Genomic DNA, 16,823 nt, shown 5'->3' with positions numbered 1-16,823 from the left:
GATCACCACAGGGCTCACGTCCCGGCGGGAACCCCGAACCCCTGCAGTCCAGGATCGGCAGCGAGGTCGGCGGTGTGCAGGGTGACCCCGTCCGGCGGCTGGTTGCCGCCGACTGTGGTCACCTCATTGCCGTTGACGGCAACCACGATGTTGGTGTGTTGGCCCCACGGGCTGGGTTTGTCGTAGATCACGATGTCGCCGGGCTGCGGGCGATGACCTGGCCCCCGCCAGCGCAACGAGCTGTGCAGATAGTCGGTGAGCGTCGCCACCCCCGGGATGCGCCACGATCCGGAATTCGGATTGTCCAGCGGCACTCCGGATTCGTGCATCACGGTGCTGACGAAGTCGGCGCACCATGGTTCGTCGACACCACCGGAATAGGTGGTGCCTGACGCATTGCGCGCGTATTCCGCGCGCACCGACTCGATGATGCGGGCTCGAGAAGCGGTCAGTGTGGTGGTGTCGACGACGGGAAACGGCGGCCTCGACTGGCCGGTCATCCCGTTCACCGCGCGGGACACCACGTCGTTGTCATGGCGATATGCACGGACACCGATCACCGTCGCCGCGCACGCCGCAATCACCACGAGTGCGATCACCCATGCCACCTTGGTCCGCCGCATCGCCTCGCCCACCCCGTCTCTCGTTGTGACACCGACAACGTAACGCTGATTCGTTGTGGCGGGTTCCCACTCCTCTGGCACTTCGGCCGGTCGGATGACGGGCAGCCGACGAGGCGCCTGTGGCAAGGTTGGTCGGGTGAGCAAGAACGAGAGCGTCGACCGCACTCGCGGTCCCCAGATCACCCTGACCACCTCCATCAGCAAAGACGACGAGGTTCTTGTACTCGGCCTCGTCGCCGCCCCCTCCGACGACAACTCGATTGACGCCGCGGCACCGACCCTGCTCGGCGCTGATGTCCTCGACGATGGGTCGGCGACGGCGATCTCCGCCGCGCTGTCGGCGCTGGGCGCCACCGGTTCTCACGGTGAGGTCACCCGGCTGGCAGCGCCGGAACCACTCGGCGTACGCGTCGTGGTGGCCATCGGCGTCGGCGACGAGAAGTCGCTCGACGACCCGGAAAAACTCCGCCAGGCCGCCGGCGTCGCGATCCGTTCCCTCGAGGGCTTCGACGTCGTCGCCACCACCCTGGGCTCCACCGACATCGGTGCCGCGGTCGAGGGATTGTTTCTCGGCGCTTACCGCTTCGAGGAATTCCGCTCGTCGCGCTCGGCGTCGACCAAGCAACTGCCCGGCACGGTACACGTCGTGGTCGAGTCCGTTGACAAGGAGGCGAAAGCCGAACTGGCACATGCCATCGCGGTCGCCGATTCGGTGGCCATAGCCCGTGACTTCGTGAACACCCCGCCGAGCCACCTCTACCCTGAGGAGTTCGCCGAGCGTGCGCGCGAGTTGGGCGCGAAGGCCGGACTCAAGGTGGAGATCCTCGACTTCGACTCCCTCCAGAAGGACGGTTACGGCGGGATCGTCGGCGTCGGCAAGGGTTCGTCTCGGTTGCCACGGCTGGTGCGACTGACCCACGCGGGCAAGAAGTCGGCCAAGAAGGTGGCGCTCGTCGGTAAGGGCATCACCTTCGACACCGGTGGCATCTCGATCAAGCCGGCCGCCAACATGGATCAGATGACCTCCGACATGGGCGGCGCGGCAGCGGTGATCGCGGCGACCATCGCCGCTGCGCGTCTGGACCTGCCGGTGTCGGTCACCGCCACCGTGCCGATGGCCGAGAATATGCCGTCAGGGACCGCACAGCGTCCCGGCGACGTGCTCACCCAGTACGGCGGGACGACCGTCGAGGTCCTCAACACCGATGCCGAGGGGCGTCTGGTACTCGCCGACGCCATCGTGCGCGCCTGCGAGGACGAGCCGGACTATCTCATCGACACCGCTACCCTGACCGGCGCGCAGATGGTTGCCCTGGGCACCCGCACCCCGGGTGTCATGGGCACCGCCGACTTCCGCGACCGGGTGTCGGCACTGTCGGCCGAGATCGGCGAGAACGCCTGGCCCATGCCGCTACCGGCGGAACTGCGTGCAGATCTCAAATCTCGGGTCGCCGATCTGGCGAACGTCACCCCGCACAGGTGGGGCGGCATGCTCGCCGCGGGCCTGTTCCTCAAGGAATTCGTGCCCGACGGGGTGCAATGGGCCCACATCGACATCGCCGGTCCCGCCTTCAACACCTCCGGCCCCTGGGGTTACACCCCCAAGGGTGGTACGGGGGTACCGGTGCGCACGATCACGAAGGTCCTCGAGGACATCGCGGCCAACGGCTGATCGGCCACTTTTGCGACACACACTGCGTCCGAGGCGCGCGCGGCGGGTAGGGTCTAGCGATGGGCGCCGGGCCACCCGCCACACGCCTGGGAGACGCGGCGCACACACCGCGACACCCCGCTTCACACGCAGACCCACCACGTCGATTTCAGGAGTCAACAGCAATGGCCTTCTCCGTCCAGATGCCCGCCCTCGGTGAGAGTGTCACCGAGGGGACCGTCACCCGGTGGTTGAAGGAAGAGGGCGACACCGTCGAGGCCGACGAGCCCTTGCTGGAGGTGTCGACCGACAAGGTCGACACCGAGATCCCCGCCCCGACCTCCGGCGTCCTCACCAAGATCATCGCCCAGGAAGACGATGTCGTGGAGGTCGGCGGCGAACTCGCCCTGATCGGTGACGCCGGGGAGAGCGCCGATGACTCTGGGGGTTCCGGCTCCGACGACTCGGCGGGCGGCGACGACTCGACCGAAGCCGATGCGGCCGAACAGGACACCCAGGTGCCCCCGACCGAGGCAGAGGCACCGGCAGAGGAGCCCGCCACCACCGGCGCCCGCGAAGCGTCGGGGACCGATGTGCTGATGCCCGAACTCGGCGAGTCGGTCACCGAGGGCACGGTGACCAACTGGCTCAAGGCCGTCGGCGACGAGGTCGCCGCGGACGAACCACTGCTCGAGGTCTCCACCGACAAGGTCGACACCGAGATCCCATCCCCCGTAGCCGGTACCCTTCTCGAGATCCTCGCACAGGAGGACGATGTCATCGAGGTCGGCGGCAAGCTCGCGGTGATCGGCGATGCCTCGGCCGGCGAATCGAAGCCCGAGCCAGAGCCAGCGCCCGAACCCGCCAAGGCCGAGCCCGCCAAGCCCGAGCCCGCCAAGTCAGAGCCCGCCAAGCCCGAGCCCGCGAAATCCGAGGAGCCGGTCGCTCCGAGTGAGCCGGAACCCGAACCGGTAGAGGTGGCCTCCGCCGACGATTCCACCGATCTGCAGTCCACCCCGTATGTGACCCCATTGGTCCGAAAGTTGGCTACGGAGAACGACATCGACCTGTCGAGCCTCAAGGGCACCGGGGTCGGCGGCCGTATCCGCAAGCAGGACGTGCTCGCCGCCGCCGAGGCGAAGAAGGCCCCCAAGGCGGCCTCGAGCCCGGCTCCGGCCGCCGCGTCGGCGCCCGCGGCGTCGTCGCCGGAGGTCAAGCCAGAACTCGCAGCGCTGCGTGGCACCACGCAGAAGATCAATCGCATCCGACAGATCACCGCGAAGAAGACCCGCGAGTCGCTGCAGACCAGTGCCCAGCTGACGCAGGTCTTCGAGGTCGACATGAGCAAGATCGTGTCGCTGCGCAAGGCAGCCAAGGAGTCGTTCAAGGCCTCCGAGGGGGTGAACCTGACCTTCTTGCCGTTCATCGCCAAGGCCGTTGTGGAGGCGCTCAAGGCGCATCCGAACGTCAACGCCTCCATCGACGAGGACAAGAAAGAGATCACCTACTACGACAAGGTGCATCTCGGTATCGCCGTTGACACCGAGCAGGGGTTGCTCTCGCCGGTGATCCACAACGCCGACGACCTGTCGATCGCCGGACTGGCCCGGGCCATCGCCGACATCGCCGCCCGTGCCCGCACCAACGGCCTCAAGCCCGACGAGTTGGCCGGTGGGACCTTCACCATCACCAACATCGGGAGCCAGGGCGCCTTGTTCGACACGCCGATCCTGGTGCCGCCGCAGGCGGCGATGCTCGGTACCGGTGCGATCGTCAAGCGCCCGGTGGTTATCACCGGCGACGACGGTTCGGAGTCGATCGCAGTGCGTTCGATGTCGTACCTGCCGCTGACCTACGACCATCGCCTGATCGACGGTGCCGACGCCGGTCGCTTCCTGACGACGATCAAGAAGCGGCTCGAGGCCGGTTCGTTCGCCGCCGAGCTGGGCCTCTAGGCACCGATGCGGGTAGCCGTCGCCGGCTCATCCGGGCTCATCGGTTCGGCCCTGATCACCTCACTGGAATCGGCGGGCCACTCGGTGCGCCGGCTAGTCCGACGCGAGGCCTCCGAGCCCGGTGAATTCAGTTGGGACCCCGAGACATTCGGCGTTCCCGACGAGGCCCTCGACGGCGTCGATGCGGTGGTGAGCCTCGGCGGCGTCGGAGTCGGCAATGGCCGGTGGAGCGGGCGGTTCAAACAAGAACTCCGCGACTCGCGGATCCCGCCGACCGAGGTCATCGCCGAGGCCGTCCGCCGGACCGGTGTCCCCACGCTGGTAAGCGCGAGCGCCACCGGGTATTACGGGGATACCGGCGCACAGACGGCCACCGAGGACGACGGGCCGGGCTCGGGGTTTCTGGCCGAGCTGACCGTCGACTGGGAGGGCGCGGCGACGGCAAACTCCGGCGATGGGACTCGCGTGGTCCTGCTGCGGACCGCACCCGTGCTCGCACCGCGCGGCGGCCTGCTGGCCAAACTCCGGCCGCTGTTCAAGCTCGGCCTCGGCGGCACCATCGGCGACGGGAAGCAGTACTTTTCGTGGATTTCACTGATCGACGAGATCAGAGCGATCGAGTTCGTGCTGAATTCGTCGATCAGCGGTGCGGTGAACCTGTGCGCGCCCGGGGCGGTCCCGTTCGCGACGTTCGTCGACGCCTTCGGCCAGTCGGTACACCGGCCGACCCTGATGGGTGTTCCCGCGTTCGTCGCCCGCACCGTGGGCGGCGAGATGATCGAGGAAATGGTTCTGTACTCCCAGCGCGTTGCACCCGGTGTGCTCACCGACCACGACTTCGTCTTCACCCATCCCACCATCGGCGCGGGGCTGAAGTACGCCAATGGACGCTGACCGAACCGCCGCCGTCGGCACCCGCCGGGCATCGCTACGCGCCGTCGATACGCCCGTCGAAGTCCGGTGGCTCGGTGTCCTCGACTACCGCGAGGCCTACGAACTGCAGCATCGACTCGCCGGTGAACGTGCCGACGGCACACTCGATCACGATGTGCTGCTGCTACTCGAGCACCCGTCGATCTACACCGCGGGCAAGCGAACCGAGGACGCCGATCGTCCGACCAACGGCGCCGAGGTGATCGACGTCGACCGTGGCGGGCGGATCACTTGGCACGGGCCCGGACAGCTCGTCGGATATCCGATCATCAAGCTCGCCGAGCCCCTCGACGTCGTCGAGTACGTCCGGCGGCTCGAGGCGGCCCTCATCGCTGTCTGCGCGACACACGGCGTGGCCACCACCCGCGTCGCCGGTCGGTCGGGCGTCTGGGTCGTCGACGAGTCGCCAGAGCTGGGGCAGTCCGCGGAACGCAAACTCGGCCAGATCGGTATCCGGGTGGCGCGCGGCGTCGCGCTGCATGGGTTCGCCCTCAACGTCGACCCCGACATGAGCGCCTTCGACGCGATCGTTCCGTGCGGTATCGCCGACGCCGGGGTCACCTCCCTGAGCCGCGAAGCGGGCCGGGAACTCTCGGTCGGCACGCTCGCCGACGAGGTCGCCGACGCGGTCCTCGCGGCTCTGGACCACAGTGAGATCACCCTCACCCCGCAGGCCGGGCACGCCAACGGCGCGCGCGTAGCATCGGTGCGGTGACCGTGTCAGAGACCCGCACCACACCCACGGCGCCGGCATCGACCCCTCAGGTGTCGCCCCCCGCCCCCACCGAGTCCGCCCCCACCGCGTCCGTACCCGCCTCGTGCGAATCGAGCGCCGCACCGACAGACCCGGCTCCCAACGGTCGTAAGTTGTTGCGGCTGGAGATCCGCAACGCCCAGACCCCGATTGAGCGCAAACCCTCGTGGATCAAGACCCGCGCGACGATGGGACCCGAGTACACCGAACTCAAAGGCCTAGTGAAACGCGAAGGGCTGCACACGGTTTGCGAGGAAGCCGGATGCCCCAACATCTACGAGTGCTGGGAAGACCGCGAGGCCACCTTCCTCATCGGCGGCGAGCAGTGCACCCGCCGATGCGACTTCTGCCAGATCGACACCGGCAAGCCCGCCGAACTTGATCGTGACGAGCCCCGCCGCGTCGCCGAGAGTGTCCAGGCGATGGGCCTGCGCTACTCCACGATCACCGGCGTCGCCCGCGACGACCTCCCCGACGAGGGCGTCTGGCTCTACGCCGAGACGGTGCGAGCGATCCACCGGCTCAACCCCGGCACCGGCGTGGAGAATCTGATCCCGGACTTCCACGCCGAGCCCGATCTACTCGCCGAGGTCTTCGAGTCCCGGCCGGAAGTGCTCGCGCACAATCTGGAGACGGTGCCACGGATTTTCAAGCGCATTCGTCCGGCGTTCCGCTACGAGCGGTCCCTCGATGTGCTCACCCAGGCCCGCGACTTCGGCCTGGTCACCAAGTCCAACCTCATCCTCGGGATGGGTGAGACCCCGACCGAGGTGCAGTCGGCGATCGTCGACCTACACGAGGCGGGCTGCGACATTCTGACGATCACCCAATATCTGCGGCCTTCCGCGCGCCACCATCCGGTGGAGCGCTGGGTCAAGCCCGAGGAGTTCGTCGATCATTCCGAGTTCGCCCGCGAGGTCGGATTCGCCGGTGTGATGGCCGGGCCGCTGGTGCGTTCGTCCTATCGCGCCGGCCGGCTCTACGCGCAGGCGATGGCGCATCACCGACGGCAGCTGCCGCCGTCCTTGGCGCACCTCGCCGACGAGGGTTCGGCCAGCCAGGAGGCATCCTCGTTGATGGCGCGACTGGGCCGCTGAACCGGACACCTGCGCCGGCGACCGCGTTGTCGATCACCGCGTCCGCAGACGTATCCTGGTGAACATGGCAAAGGCGCAAGCGGCGAGCAAAGCGGACAAGAAGGCCGCACGACAGGCCCGACGGAAGGCCTCCAAGGAGCGGTTCACGCAGCTCTGGCAGGCGTTCCAGATGCAGCGCAAGGAAGACAAACGGCTGATCCCGTACATGGTCGGCCTGTTCGTGCTGATCGTGGCGATCTTCGTGGTCATCGGTCTGTTCGTCGGCTCTCCGTGGCTGCTCGTTCCCATCGGTGTGGTGCTCGGCATTCTTGCCGCCTTCCTCCTCTTCGGACGGCGCGTGCAGAAGACGGTCTACACCAAGGCCGAAGGGCAACCCGGTGCGGCCGGGTGGGCGCTGTCGAATATGCGCGGCCAGTGGCGGGTACAGCAGGCGGTCACCGGCACCTCTCATCTCGACGCTGTGCACCGGGTGATCGGCAAGCCGGGGGTCATCCTTGTCGGCGAGGGGTCGACGAGTCGGGTCAACACCCTTCTCGGACAAGAGAAGAAGAAGGTCGCGCGCGTGGTCGGCGACACCCCGATTTACCAGATCATGGTCGGCAACGACGACGGCCAGGTGCCGCTGTCGAAGCTCGAACGGCACCTCAACAAGCTGCCGGGCAACATCGATCGCAAGCGCATGGAAACCCTCGAGGGTCGGTTGTCGGCACTCGGCGGCAAGCAGCCCGGCCCGGGCATGCCCAAGGGTCCGCTGCCCGGCAACGCCAAGATGCGCAGCATGCAACGCACCGCCCGGCGTCGAGGCGCCTGACCGAACCGCCGCCGTCGTCGCACCGAGGGACCGTCACACTTAGAGCCGACAGGTCTGCGAAAGATTCGACCACACGAGCCGATTCACGTGGCGCACACGCATGAGCGACGTCACCGACGAGGCGCGCGCACTCGCCCGACCCTCGACGACGCGGCCCTCAACGACTCCGGACCATCGCGGTACCGGTAGCGCGATCGTGCAGTGCGCGGCCGTTGTAATCGTTCATCAAAGCGGGCACCAGGAACACGATCAGCACCTGCCGCATCAATGCACGGATCACGCCGACCGCGGCGACCGGAGCCTTCCCGGCGATCTCGTCGGCCAGGCGCTCGGGTCCGTGGTCGACGCGCGCCACCCGCATGCCTACGGCGAACTGCCCGGGCGTGAAGCCGAACATCGTCACGGTGAACACGCCGATGACGAACCACACGGCGAGCACGGCGAGGCCGAGTTTCGGTGACCCGAAGCCCACGAAAAACAGCGACAGCCCGCCTCCGATGATCCAGTCGACAAACAGCGCCAGTGTGCGCGGCCATCCCGGAACGAGTGCTCCGGGGCCGCTCTCGGGCAGGCCGAGGTCGGCACCGCGATATTCGAGATCGGCCGGTGCGCCCGACTGCGGGCCCGATAACCAGGAACCGGCGGCCCTGCTCATGCGCGATCACCCCGGGCAGCCACATGCCCGGTGCTCGCGTGCTCGGTTCTGCCGGTAGTCCGCGGGTCGTTCATGTTTTCCATGGTAAAGCCAGTGAGTTCCCTGACGAGATCACCGTTCGCTTTCGTCCGGGGCGTGCATACGGAATAGTTGACATGGGCACGACAACGCATTGCCACGCCGTGTAACACAGGGGAAACATATCCTTGACGTGCGAGCAACGTCGCGTCCATACGGTTCTGGCTGAGATCCGCCGCGGTTTCTTGCGCGGTGGTCCAGGCGCGTCAGGTCCGCGTGCACACGCCGACCTGACCCCGACAAGTTAAGGAGTCACCGCACGGTGTACAGCAGCAACGAAGAACTACTCGAGGGCATCAAGAAGGAAGGTGTCGAGTACGTCGACATCCGCTTCTGTGACCTGCCCGGTGTGATGCAGCACTTCTCGATTCCGGCCACAGCCTTCGACGAGTCGGTGTTCGAAGACGGCCTGGCATTCGACGGCTCGTCGGTGCGTGGCTTCCAGTCGATCGACGAGTCCGACATGATGCTGCTCCCCGATCCGGCCACTGCGCGGATCGACCCCTTCCGTCGCGCCAAGACCATGAACGTCAGCTTCTTCGTCCACGATCCGTTCACCCGCGAGGCATACAGCCGCGACCCGCGCAATGTCGCCCGCAAGGCCGAGGACTACCTGGCCTCCACCGGCATCGCCGACACCTGCTTCTTTGGTGCCGAGGCCGAGTTCTACATCTTCGATTCGGTCGCCTTCGACTCGCAGATGAACGGCACCTTCTACGAGGTCGAGTCCGAGTCCGGCTGGTGGAATACCGGTTCGCCCTCCGATCCCGACGGTTCACCGAACCTCGGCTACAAGGTGCGCCCCAAGGGTGGCTATTTCCCGGTGGCACCCTACGACCACTACGTGGACCTGCGCGATGAGATGTCGACCAATCTGACCAACGCAGGCTTCGAGCTCGAGCGCGGTCACCACGAGGTCGGCACGGGCGGACAGGCCGAGATCAACTACAAGTTCAACACGCTGCTGCACGCCGCCGACGACGTCCTGCTGTTCAAGTACATCATCAAGAACACCGCGTACGCGAACGGCAAGACCGTCACCTTCATGCCGAAGCCGCTGTTCGGCGATAACGGCTCGGGTATGCATGCCCACCAGTCGCTGTGGAAGGACGGCAAGCCGCTGTTCCACGACGAGGCCGGATACGCGGGCCTGTCGGATCTGGCGCGCTACTACATTGGCGGCATCCTGCATCACGCACCGTCGCTGCTGGCCTTCACCAACCCCACAGTGAACTCCTACAAGCGTCTGGTGCCGGGCTACGAGGCCCCGATCAACCTGGTGTACAGCCAGCGCAACAGGTCGGCCTGCGTCCGCATCCCGATCACCGGCAACAACCCGAAGGCCAAGCGCCTGGAGTTCCGTTGCCCCGACAGCTCGGGCAACCCCTACCTGGCCTTCGCGGCGATGATGATGGCCGGACTCGACGGCATCAAGAACAAGATCGAGCCGCACGAGCCCGTCGACAAGGACCTCTACGAGCTCCCACCCGAAGAGGCCAAGAACATCCCACAGGCCCCGACCTCGCTGTCGGCGGTCATCGACAAGCTCGAAGAGGATCACGAATACCTCACTGCCGGTGGCGTATTCACCGAGGACCTCATCGAGACCTGGATCGCGCTCAAGCGTGACGATGAGATCGAGCCGGTGCAGATCCGTCCACATCCCTACGAGTTCGCGCTCTACTACGACTGCTGATCTTTGATACAGAACATCGAGGGCTCACCGACGACGTCGTCGGTGAGCCCTCGATGTTCGTGAGCCCGGACAGTCGCACAACATCTCAAGGCGCAGGCGACGGGGGCACAGACAAATGATGCCCGGGATCAGGCCTTGCTCTCACACAATCACACCGCAGCCCGTAATGTCCTTCTCATGTCCCGTATGCTTTTTGTTGAAGATCTCGTCCCCGGCGACCGCATCGCCGTGGATGGCATCCGAGCCGTCGTCCGGAAACAGGTTCCGCATGGCACCGACCAACGCCGCGTCGAGCTCGCCCACAGCTCCGACGATCGCAGCGAAGTCATCTTGGAGGCCGGCTCCAAGGTCGAGGTCTACTGATCCTCACCACGTTGAACTCTCTCGAGTGTGCGGATGTGATCGACGATATTTTCCTGCGCGGTTCGACCGAGCCTGGTCCAACGGCGCACATGCCGCTCAGCACCGTGGTCACCACCACAACTCCGGGCCCTACCGGATATCCCGTCAACGACTGCGTTGCGCGCGACGAAGAGGCCCTGTACGGCCACCTCGATAGGTTCACGCCGCGCCCCACTGCGGTTCGCCCCACTGCGGTTACCCCGGCCAGACTGCTCTCTACCTCCACCAACCACCTCGTCTGCCGGATGACACATGAGGCAGACCGCGCTGAGCACACTTCCCAGCAGAGCGAGATGCCGAGTACACCGCACCGTGCACACCTATGTCTCCAGCACACCGATGTCTTCAGCACACCGAAGTCACGCAGACGCGACCGATAGGCGCGATCCCGACGACGTGGTCGGTGATGACCGAGGTGGTCGCCACGATTACGTGGCCCCGTCGCCATCAGTGGCCCATTGACGTCACCACAGCTGGCGACACCACCCGCGCCCGGATCAATGATGACAGAGTCACAAAGTCATACCGGGTCAGAGGAGCGCAGCCCTCGGTTTCAAGGACGATCGAAAAGATCACGGGCAGGCCGCAATTGGGATCACCGGGCCACCAACGTCGCAACCAGCGCTCGATGATCAGAGCCGCGCAGGTTACGGCTGGTCACCTGGACAGCACCGAATCCACGAATGAGGATGTGGTCGATCCCCGCCAACGGAATCCCGCCGAGCTTGTCGGTCGGATAGGTCAGCTGGTACCCCGATCCCGACTCGGCGCCGGCGTCAACGACATCGTTGCGCAGTAGAGCCCGGAATTGCGCGTGGTCGAACGTGGCGTTGAAATCACCAGCCACGATCACCGGACCTGTAGTAATGCTGTCGAGATGGCCTCCCACCGCGGTGAGGTCAGCGCTCCATTCGGCGGCGTAACCACTCATCGGCGCCGCCGAATGCACCGCGAGAACAGCCACCTCAGATGCTCCTGGCAGTTGCGTGCGAGCGGCCAGGTGGGCGGTGCCGGGAATCCGCTCCTCGTCACGCAGCTCCGCCCGCGAAAGAATCATCGTGCCCACCGACAACGGAGCAGGCCGCGCGTATCGGTGCGGGAAGCGATCGGCGAGACCGCTACGCATAATCCGGGCGTAGACCTCGGGGGTGACCTCCTGCAGGGAGACCAGGTCGGCATCGGAGGCGATCGCGCTGAGGTCGTCAACATCGGCGAGGCCCAATTGCAGATTCGCCGAGACTACGGTGAACCGCTGACCCGCAGGCGGGTTCTGCGACACCCACAGGGGGAACTGTGTGAAGACCACCCCGGCCAGCACCACCACCGACAGCGACAGCGCGATCCAACGCTGCATGCTGAGGAACACGATCACCGTCACCGCGCCGCTCACCAAAGCCAACGGCACCACTGCGGTGGCGTAGATCGCCGACGTTCCGCGTGAGGCGGTGTAATGCAGCCAGATAGCCGCTCCGGTCATCGCCAGGAGTAGCCAGCCCATTGAGAGACCGATAACGGTCGTCATCGCCCGCACCCCTCAGGCTCCGAACACCTTGCGCACCACATTCTTGGCGCGGCGGGTCACTCGCAGGTAGCTCTCCAGGAACTCCGCGGCCTGATCCTCGGGCCAGCGAGCGGCGAAAGCGATCTGGCGCAACTGCTTTCCCGGCGCCGGAAGCTGATCGACCGGCTTACCCCGGACGAGGACGAGCGCGTTACGCGCCTTGGTCGCCGTCAGCCACGCTTCCTTGAGGATCGCGACATCGGTTTCGGCGAGAAGTTCGGCCGAGCCGATCGCGTCGAGCGTCTGCAACGTCGAGGTGTTGTGCAAGGAGGTGAAGCGATGAGCGTAACGCAGCTGCATCAACTGCACCGTCCACTCGACGTCGGCGAGGCCACCGCGACCGAGCTTGGTGTGCGTCGCCGGATCCGCACCACGAGGCAGTCGTTCGGAATCGACGCGTGCCTTGATCCGCCGGATCTCGCGCACCGCCGCCGACGACACCCCGCCCGCCGGGTAGCGGACCTTGTCGGCCATCAACAGGAACTCGATGCCGAGTTCGTTGTCACCGGCGACCTGATGGGCACGCAGCAGCGCCTGGACCTCCCACGGCTGGGCCCACTGCTCGTAGTAGGCCGCATACGCGGCGAGGGTCCGCACGACCGGGCCGTTGCGTCCCTCGGGTCGCAGGCCGGTGTCGACGACCAGCGGCGGGTCCTCGCTGGGCGAGCCGAGCATCGAGCGGACCTTCTCGGCGATGGTCTGCGACCACCGAACAGCGGCGGCCTCGTCGGCACCGGGCATCGGTTCGCACACGAACAGCACATCCGCGTCGGACCCGTAGCCCAGCTCGAGTCCGCCGAGACGACCCATGCCGATGACCGCGATACGCGCCGGGGCCGGCGACTTCCGTTCGGCCTCCGATGCCTTGATCGCCACGGCCAGAGCGGCATTGAGGACCGCGGCCCACACACTCGAGAGTGCATGGCAGACCTGTGGGACGTCCATCATCCCGAGGATGTCGGCCGAGGCGATCCGGGCGAGTTCGGCCCGGCGATGCGAGCGGGCGATGGCCACGGCCCGCCGCAGATCGGTCTGCCGGACCGTCGAGGCGACGAGCCCCTTGGCCACGTCCTCCGGGCGGGTCTCGCACAGCTTGGGCCCGTTCGCACCGTCGGAGTAGAGGTGGATGACCTCCGGCGAGCGCATGAGCAGGTTCGCGATGAACTCCGAGGTGCCCAGCACGCGCATCAGGCGTTCGGCGACCACGCCGTCGTCGCGGAGCAGGCGCAGGAACCAGTCGTTGTCCATCTCCTCGCACAGGCGGCGGTAGTTGAGCAGACCGGCGTCGGGATCCGGTGTGTCCCCGATGTGTTCGAGCAGCTGCGGCAGGATCAGCAACTGCACCTGTCCACGTCGCCCGGGCGCCGACGCGAGAGCCCGGATGTGGCTCAGCGCACGCTGCGGCTGCGCGTAACCCAGAGCCGCCAGGCGCCGTTCGGCCGAGGTGTCGGAGAGCGTGAGTTCCTCGGTGTTGAACCGGGTCGCCGCCTCCAGCAGCGGCCGGTAGAAGAGCTTCTGATGCAGCTTGCGCACCCGCAGTGCCTGATGCTTGATCTGCCGGCGCAGGACCGCGGTCGCGTCGAGGTCGCCCTCACGCCGGATGTGCGCCGCGCGGGCCAGCCAGCGCATGCCCTCGTCGTCGTCGAACGCGGGCAGCAAATGTGTCCGCGACATGCGCTGCAACTGCAGGCGGTGCTCGAGCAGCCGCAGGAACTGGTACGACGCGATGAGGTTGGCGCCGTCGTCGCGACCGACGTAACCGCCTGCAATGAGCGCTTCGAGGGCGTCGACGGTGGCACGCACCCGCAGTTCCTCATCGACCCGGCCGTGCACCATCTGCAGCAACTGCACCGCGAACTCGACGTCGCGCAGACTTCCGCTGCCGAGTTTGAGGTTGCGTTCACGCTGATCCTCGGGCACCAGGTCCTCGACGCGGCGCCGCATCGCCTGCACCTCGTGCACGAAGTCCGCACGCTCGGCCGCACGCCACACCATGGGGTTGATGGCCTCGTGATACGCCGTGGCCAGTTCCATGTCACCGGTCATCGGACGGGCCTTGAGCTGCGCCTGGAACTCCCACGTCTTGGCCCACCGGTTGTAGTAGGCGACGTGTGATTCCAGGGTGCGGGTCAGCGCCCCCGCCTTGCCCTCCGGGCGCAGCGCGGCATCGACCTCGAAGAACGCCAGCGAGCCGACGCGCATCATCTCCCCGGCGATGCGTGCGGCCACTCCGTCGGCGGGTTCGCTGACGAACACCACGTCCACGTCGCTGACGTAATTGAGCTCGCGCGCACCGCATTTGCCCATCGCGATGACGCCGAGACGGACCCCGATCGGCTTGTCGCCGCACACCTCCCGGAAGGCGACGGCGAGCGCCGCGGTCAGCGCGGCGTCGGCGAGATCGGCGAGGTAGGCACCCACCTCGGGGAACCACATGACCTTCTCGTCCTCGACGGTCGACGCCACGTCGTGGGCGGCGAGTTGCATTACCAGGCCGCGGTAGGTCGCACGCAGAGCGACGACCGCTCGCGGTCCACTGAACCCGGCGCGGAAGATCTTGTTGCCCTTCTCCTGCTCACCCGGCTCGGCGACGGCGTCGACGGCCGCGAGCATCGTCGCGTTGATCTCGGCGACGTCGGGCAACGTGTCGGTCTCGAGCAAATGCCACGACGACGGCTCGGCGGCGAGGTGATCACCGAGGGCATCCGAGGACCCGAGGACACCGAAGAGTCGACCACGAAATCCCTTGTCGGTGCGCAGAAGTGCGTCAATCGCCGACCACTCGTCGGCGGCCGCCGACCGCAGGCGCATCAGCGCGCGCAGCGCGAGATCTGCATCGGGGGCACGGGACAGCGACCACAGCAGATCCACCGACTCCTCGGTGTTCCAGCCCAGTTCCGCGAGATCCGCCGCCGACGTGGCGTCGAGCAACCCCAGGCGTCCGGGACTGGGTATGCCACCACGGCCGTGCAGCGTTGTCACCCCACGAAAATAGCGTCCGACGCCGGCGCGCCGGAGCCCGGGCGGCGAATCCGGCCGCGTGTCGCGGCGCGGCTCGACCTACAGCGGTAGGTAGCTCTTGAGTTCGAAGGGGGTGACCAGGCTGCGATAGTTGGTCCACTCGGTCCACTTGTTCCGCAGGAAATAGTCGAAGACGTGCTCGCCGAGCGCCTCGGCGACCAACTCGGACTCCTCCATCGCGTGTAGCGCCTCGGCCAGGCTTCCGGGCAGTTCCTTGTAACCCATCGCCCGCCGTTCGGCGGGCGTCAGCGCCCACACGTCGTCCTCGGCCTCGTCGGGCAATTCGTAGTCCTCGGTGACGCCCTTGAGCCCGGCGGCCAACAGCACCGCAAAGGTCAGGTACGGGTTGCACGCCGAGTCCGGACTGCGGATCTCGACGCGACGCGACGACGCCTTGTTCGGGGTGTAGAGCGGCAGGCGGATCAACGCCGAACGGTTGGCGCCGCCCCAGGTGGCCGCCGTCGGCGCCTCACCGCCGTGGATCAAACGCTTGTAGCTGTTGACCCACTGGTTGGTGACGGCGCTGAGTTCGTTGGCGTGGTACAGGATTCCGGCGATGAACTTCTTACCGGTTTCCGACAGCTGCATCGGGTCGTCGGGGTTGTGGAAGGCGTTGGCCTCCCCCTCGAACAAGCTCATGTGGGTGTGCATCGCCGACCCCGGGTGCTCACTGAAGGGCTTGGGCATGAACGTCGCCCAGGTGCCCTCGGAGATCGCGACCTCCTTGACGACGTAGCGGAAGGTCATCACGTTGTCGGCCATCGACAGCGCGTCGGCGTAGCGCAGGTCGATCTCCTGCTGGCCGGGCGCACCCTCGTGGTGGGAGAACTCCACCGAGATGCCCATCGACTCCAGCGCCTCGATGGCGTGTCGTCGGAAGTTCGGAGCTGCGTCGTGCACGGCCTGGTCGAAATATCCACCCGAGTCGGCCGGCACCGGCACGCTGCCATCCAGCGGCGCGTCCTTGAGGAGGAAGAACTCGATCTCGGGATGGACATAGCAGCTGAAGCCGAGGTCGGCGGCCTTGTTCAACTGTCGGCGCAGCACGTGCCGGGAATCGGCCCAACTCGGGGTGCCGTCGGGCATCGCGATGTCGCAGAACATCCGCGCCGAGTGGTGACGACCCTGCGAGGTGGTCCACGGCAGGATCTGGAAGGTCGAGGGATCGGGCTTGGCGACGGTGTCGGCCTCCGAGACGCGGGAGAAGCCCTCGATCGCCGAGCCGTCGAAGCCGATACCCTCGGAGAAGGCGCCTTCGAGTTCGGCGGGGGCGATCGCCACGGACTTGAGGTATCCGAGAACATCGGTGAACCACAACCGAACGAACCGGATGTCCCGCTCTTCGAGAGTCCGCAGAACGAATTCCTTTTGGCGATCCATGAACGCCGACATTAGGGATGCCCTGTTAAATCCGTGTTACGTTCACAAGTCGAACTCTTCACCCTGGGAGTTTGCGGTAGTGATCCCACATTGTGATATGCCACGACCATAGGATGGAATCCTCGGCCCCGTGTGATCGAAGGCACAGATCAGGCGGGTATCGGTCAATCCCGCCCAGTGCAAAAATGGACTGTCCCACCCGCCCG

General features: G+C 66.4%; 13 protein-coding genes. 8 read left to right on the top strand and 5 right to left on the bottom strand.

Annotated elements, in window-relative coordinates:
• Positions 1 to 14 precede the first annotated feature (14 nt).
• Entirely contained in the window at positions 15 to 599 is a 585-nt protein-coding gene (locus EF294_RS07745; protein ID WP_246007747.1) for a CHAP domain-containing protein, read from the bottom strand.
• A 160-nt stretch (positions 600 to 759) separates the two neighbouring features.
• Here EF294_RS07745 and EF294_RS07740 point away from each other — a divergent pair, with 160 nt between their 5' ends.
• The 6 genes from EF294_RS07740 to EF294_RS07715 all read left to right on the top strand — a co-directional run bounded on the left by EF294_RS07740 (position 760) and on the right by EF294_RS07715 (position 7,824).
• Positions 760 to 2,295 (top strand): leucyl aminopeptidase, encoded by a 1,536-nt coding sequence (locus EF294_RS07740; protein WP_123927769.1) that lies wholly within the window; start codon positions 760 to 762, stop codon positions 2,293 to 2,295.
• 164 nt (positions 2,296 to 2,459) lie between these two features.
• Positions 2,460 to 4,229: a 2-oxoglutarate dehydrogenase, E2 component, dihydrolipoamide succinyltransferase gene (gene sucB / locus EF294_RS07735; RefSeq protein ID WP_123927766.1), complete on the top strand. Its 1,770-nt coding sequence runs from the start codon at positions 2,460 to 2,462 to the stop codon at positions 4,227 to 4,229.
• Positions 4,230 to 4,235: 6 nt separating this feature from the next.
• Positions 4,236 to 5,123, top strand: a complete 888-nt coding sequence (locus tag EF294_RS07730) for a TIGR01777 family oxidoreductase (protein WP_123927763.1) — start codon at positions 4,236 to 4,238, stop codon at positions 5,121 to 5,123.
• Entirely contained in the window at positions 5,113 to 5,877 is a 765-nt protein-coding gene (lipB, locus tag EF294_RS07725; protein ID WP_123927760.1) for a lipoyl(octanoyl) transferase LipB, read from the top strand. Before EF294_RS07730 ends, lipB begins: the two co-directional genes overlap by 11 nt.
• Before the next feature lie 50 nt (positions 5,878 to 5,927).
• Entirely contained in the window at positions 5,928 to 7,013 is a 1,086-nt protein-coding gene (gene lipA, locus EF294_RS07720) for a lipoyl synthase (RefSeq protein ID WP_425459409.1), read from the top strand.
• A 64-nt stretch (positions 7,014 to 7,077) separates the two neighbouring features.
• Entirely contained in the window at positions 7,078 to 7,824 is a 747-nt protein-coding gene (locus EF294_RS07715; protein ID WP_123927757.1) for a DUF4191 domain-containing protein, read from the top strand.
• A 157-nt stretch (positions 7,825 to 7,981) separates the two neighbouring features.
• Here EF294_RS07715 and EF294_RS07710 read toward each other — a convergent pair whose 3' ends face one another.
• Positions 7,982 to 8,479, bottom strand: coding sequence for an RDD family protein (locus EF294_RS07710; protein WP_123927754.1), 498 nt, complete (start codon positions 8,477 to 8,479; stop codon positions 7,982 to 7,984).
• A gap of 340 nt (positions 8,480 to 8,819) precedes the next feature.
• Here EF294_RS07710 and glnA (EF294_RS07705) point away from each other — a divergent pair, with 340 nt between their 5' ends.
• Positions 8,820 to 10,253, top strand: a complete 1,434-nt coding sequence (gene glnA, locus EF294_RS07705) for a type I glutamate--ammonia ligase (RefSeq protein ID WP_123927751.1) — start codon at positions 8,820 to 8,822, stop codon at positions 10,251 to 10,253.
• A 177-nt stretch (positions 10,254 to 10,430) separates the two neighbouring features.
• Complete coding sequence (locus tag EF294_RS07700) at positions 10,431 to 10,616, top strand: hypothetical protein (protein WP_123927748.1); 186 nt, start codon at positions 10,431 to 10,433, stop codon at positions 10,614 to 10,616.
• Positions 10,617 to 11,250: 634 nt separating this feature from the next.
• On the opposite strand, the gene EF294_RS07695 is transcribed toward EF294_RS07700, so the two are convergent.
• The 3 genes from EF294_RS07695 to glnA (EF294_RS07685) form a co-directional block, all read right to left on the bottom strand.
• A complete protein-coding gene (locus tag EF294_RS07695) occupies positions 11,251 to 12,177 on the bottom strand; it encodes an endonuclease/exonuclease/phosphatase family protein (protein WP_123927745.1) in 927 nt (308 codons plus the stop codon).
• A 12-nt stretch (positions 12,178 to 12,189) separates the two neighbouring features.
• Positions 12,190 to 15,198, bottom strand: a complete 3,009-nt coding sequence (locus EF294_RS07690; RefSeq protein WP_185090979.1) for a bifunctional [glutamine synthetase] adenylyltransferase/[glutamine synthetase]-adenylyl-L-tyrosine phosphorylase — start codon at positions 15,196 to 15,198, stop codon at positions 12,190 to 12,192.
• Between the two features lie 78 nt (positions 15,199 to 15,276).
• Positions 15,277 to 16,617 carry a type I glutamate--ammonia ligase gene (glnA, locus tag EF294_RS07685; protein WP_123927742.1) on the bottom strand — a complete coding sequence of 447 codons (1,341 nt, stop codon included), beginning with the start codon at positions 16,615 to 16,617 and terminating at the stop codon, positions 15,277 to 15,279.
• Positions 16,618 to 16,823: the final 206 nt, after the last annotated feature.

Source organism: Gordonia oryzae (genome assembly GCF_003797185.1).
GTDB classification, from domain to species: Bacteria; Actinomycetota; Actinomycetes; order Mycobacteriales; family Mycobacteriaceae; genus Gordonia; species Gordonia oryzae.
The sequence above is the reverse complement of the archived record's forward strand: the minus strand, read 5'-3'. Positions and strand labels throughout refer to the sequence as shown.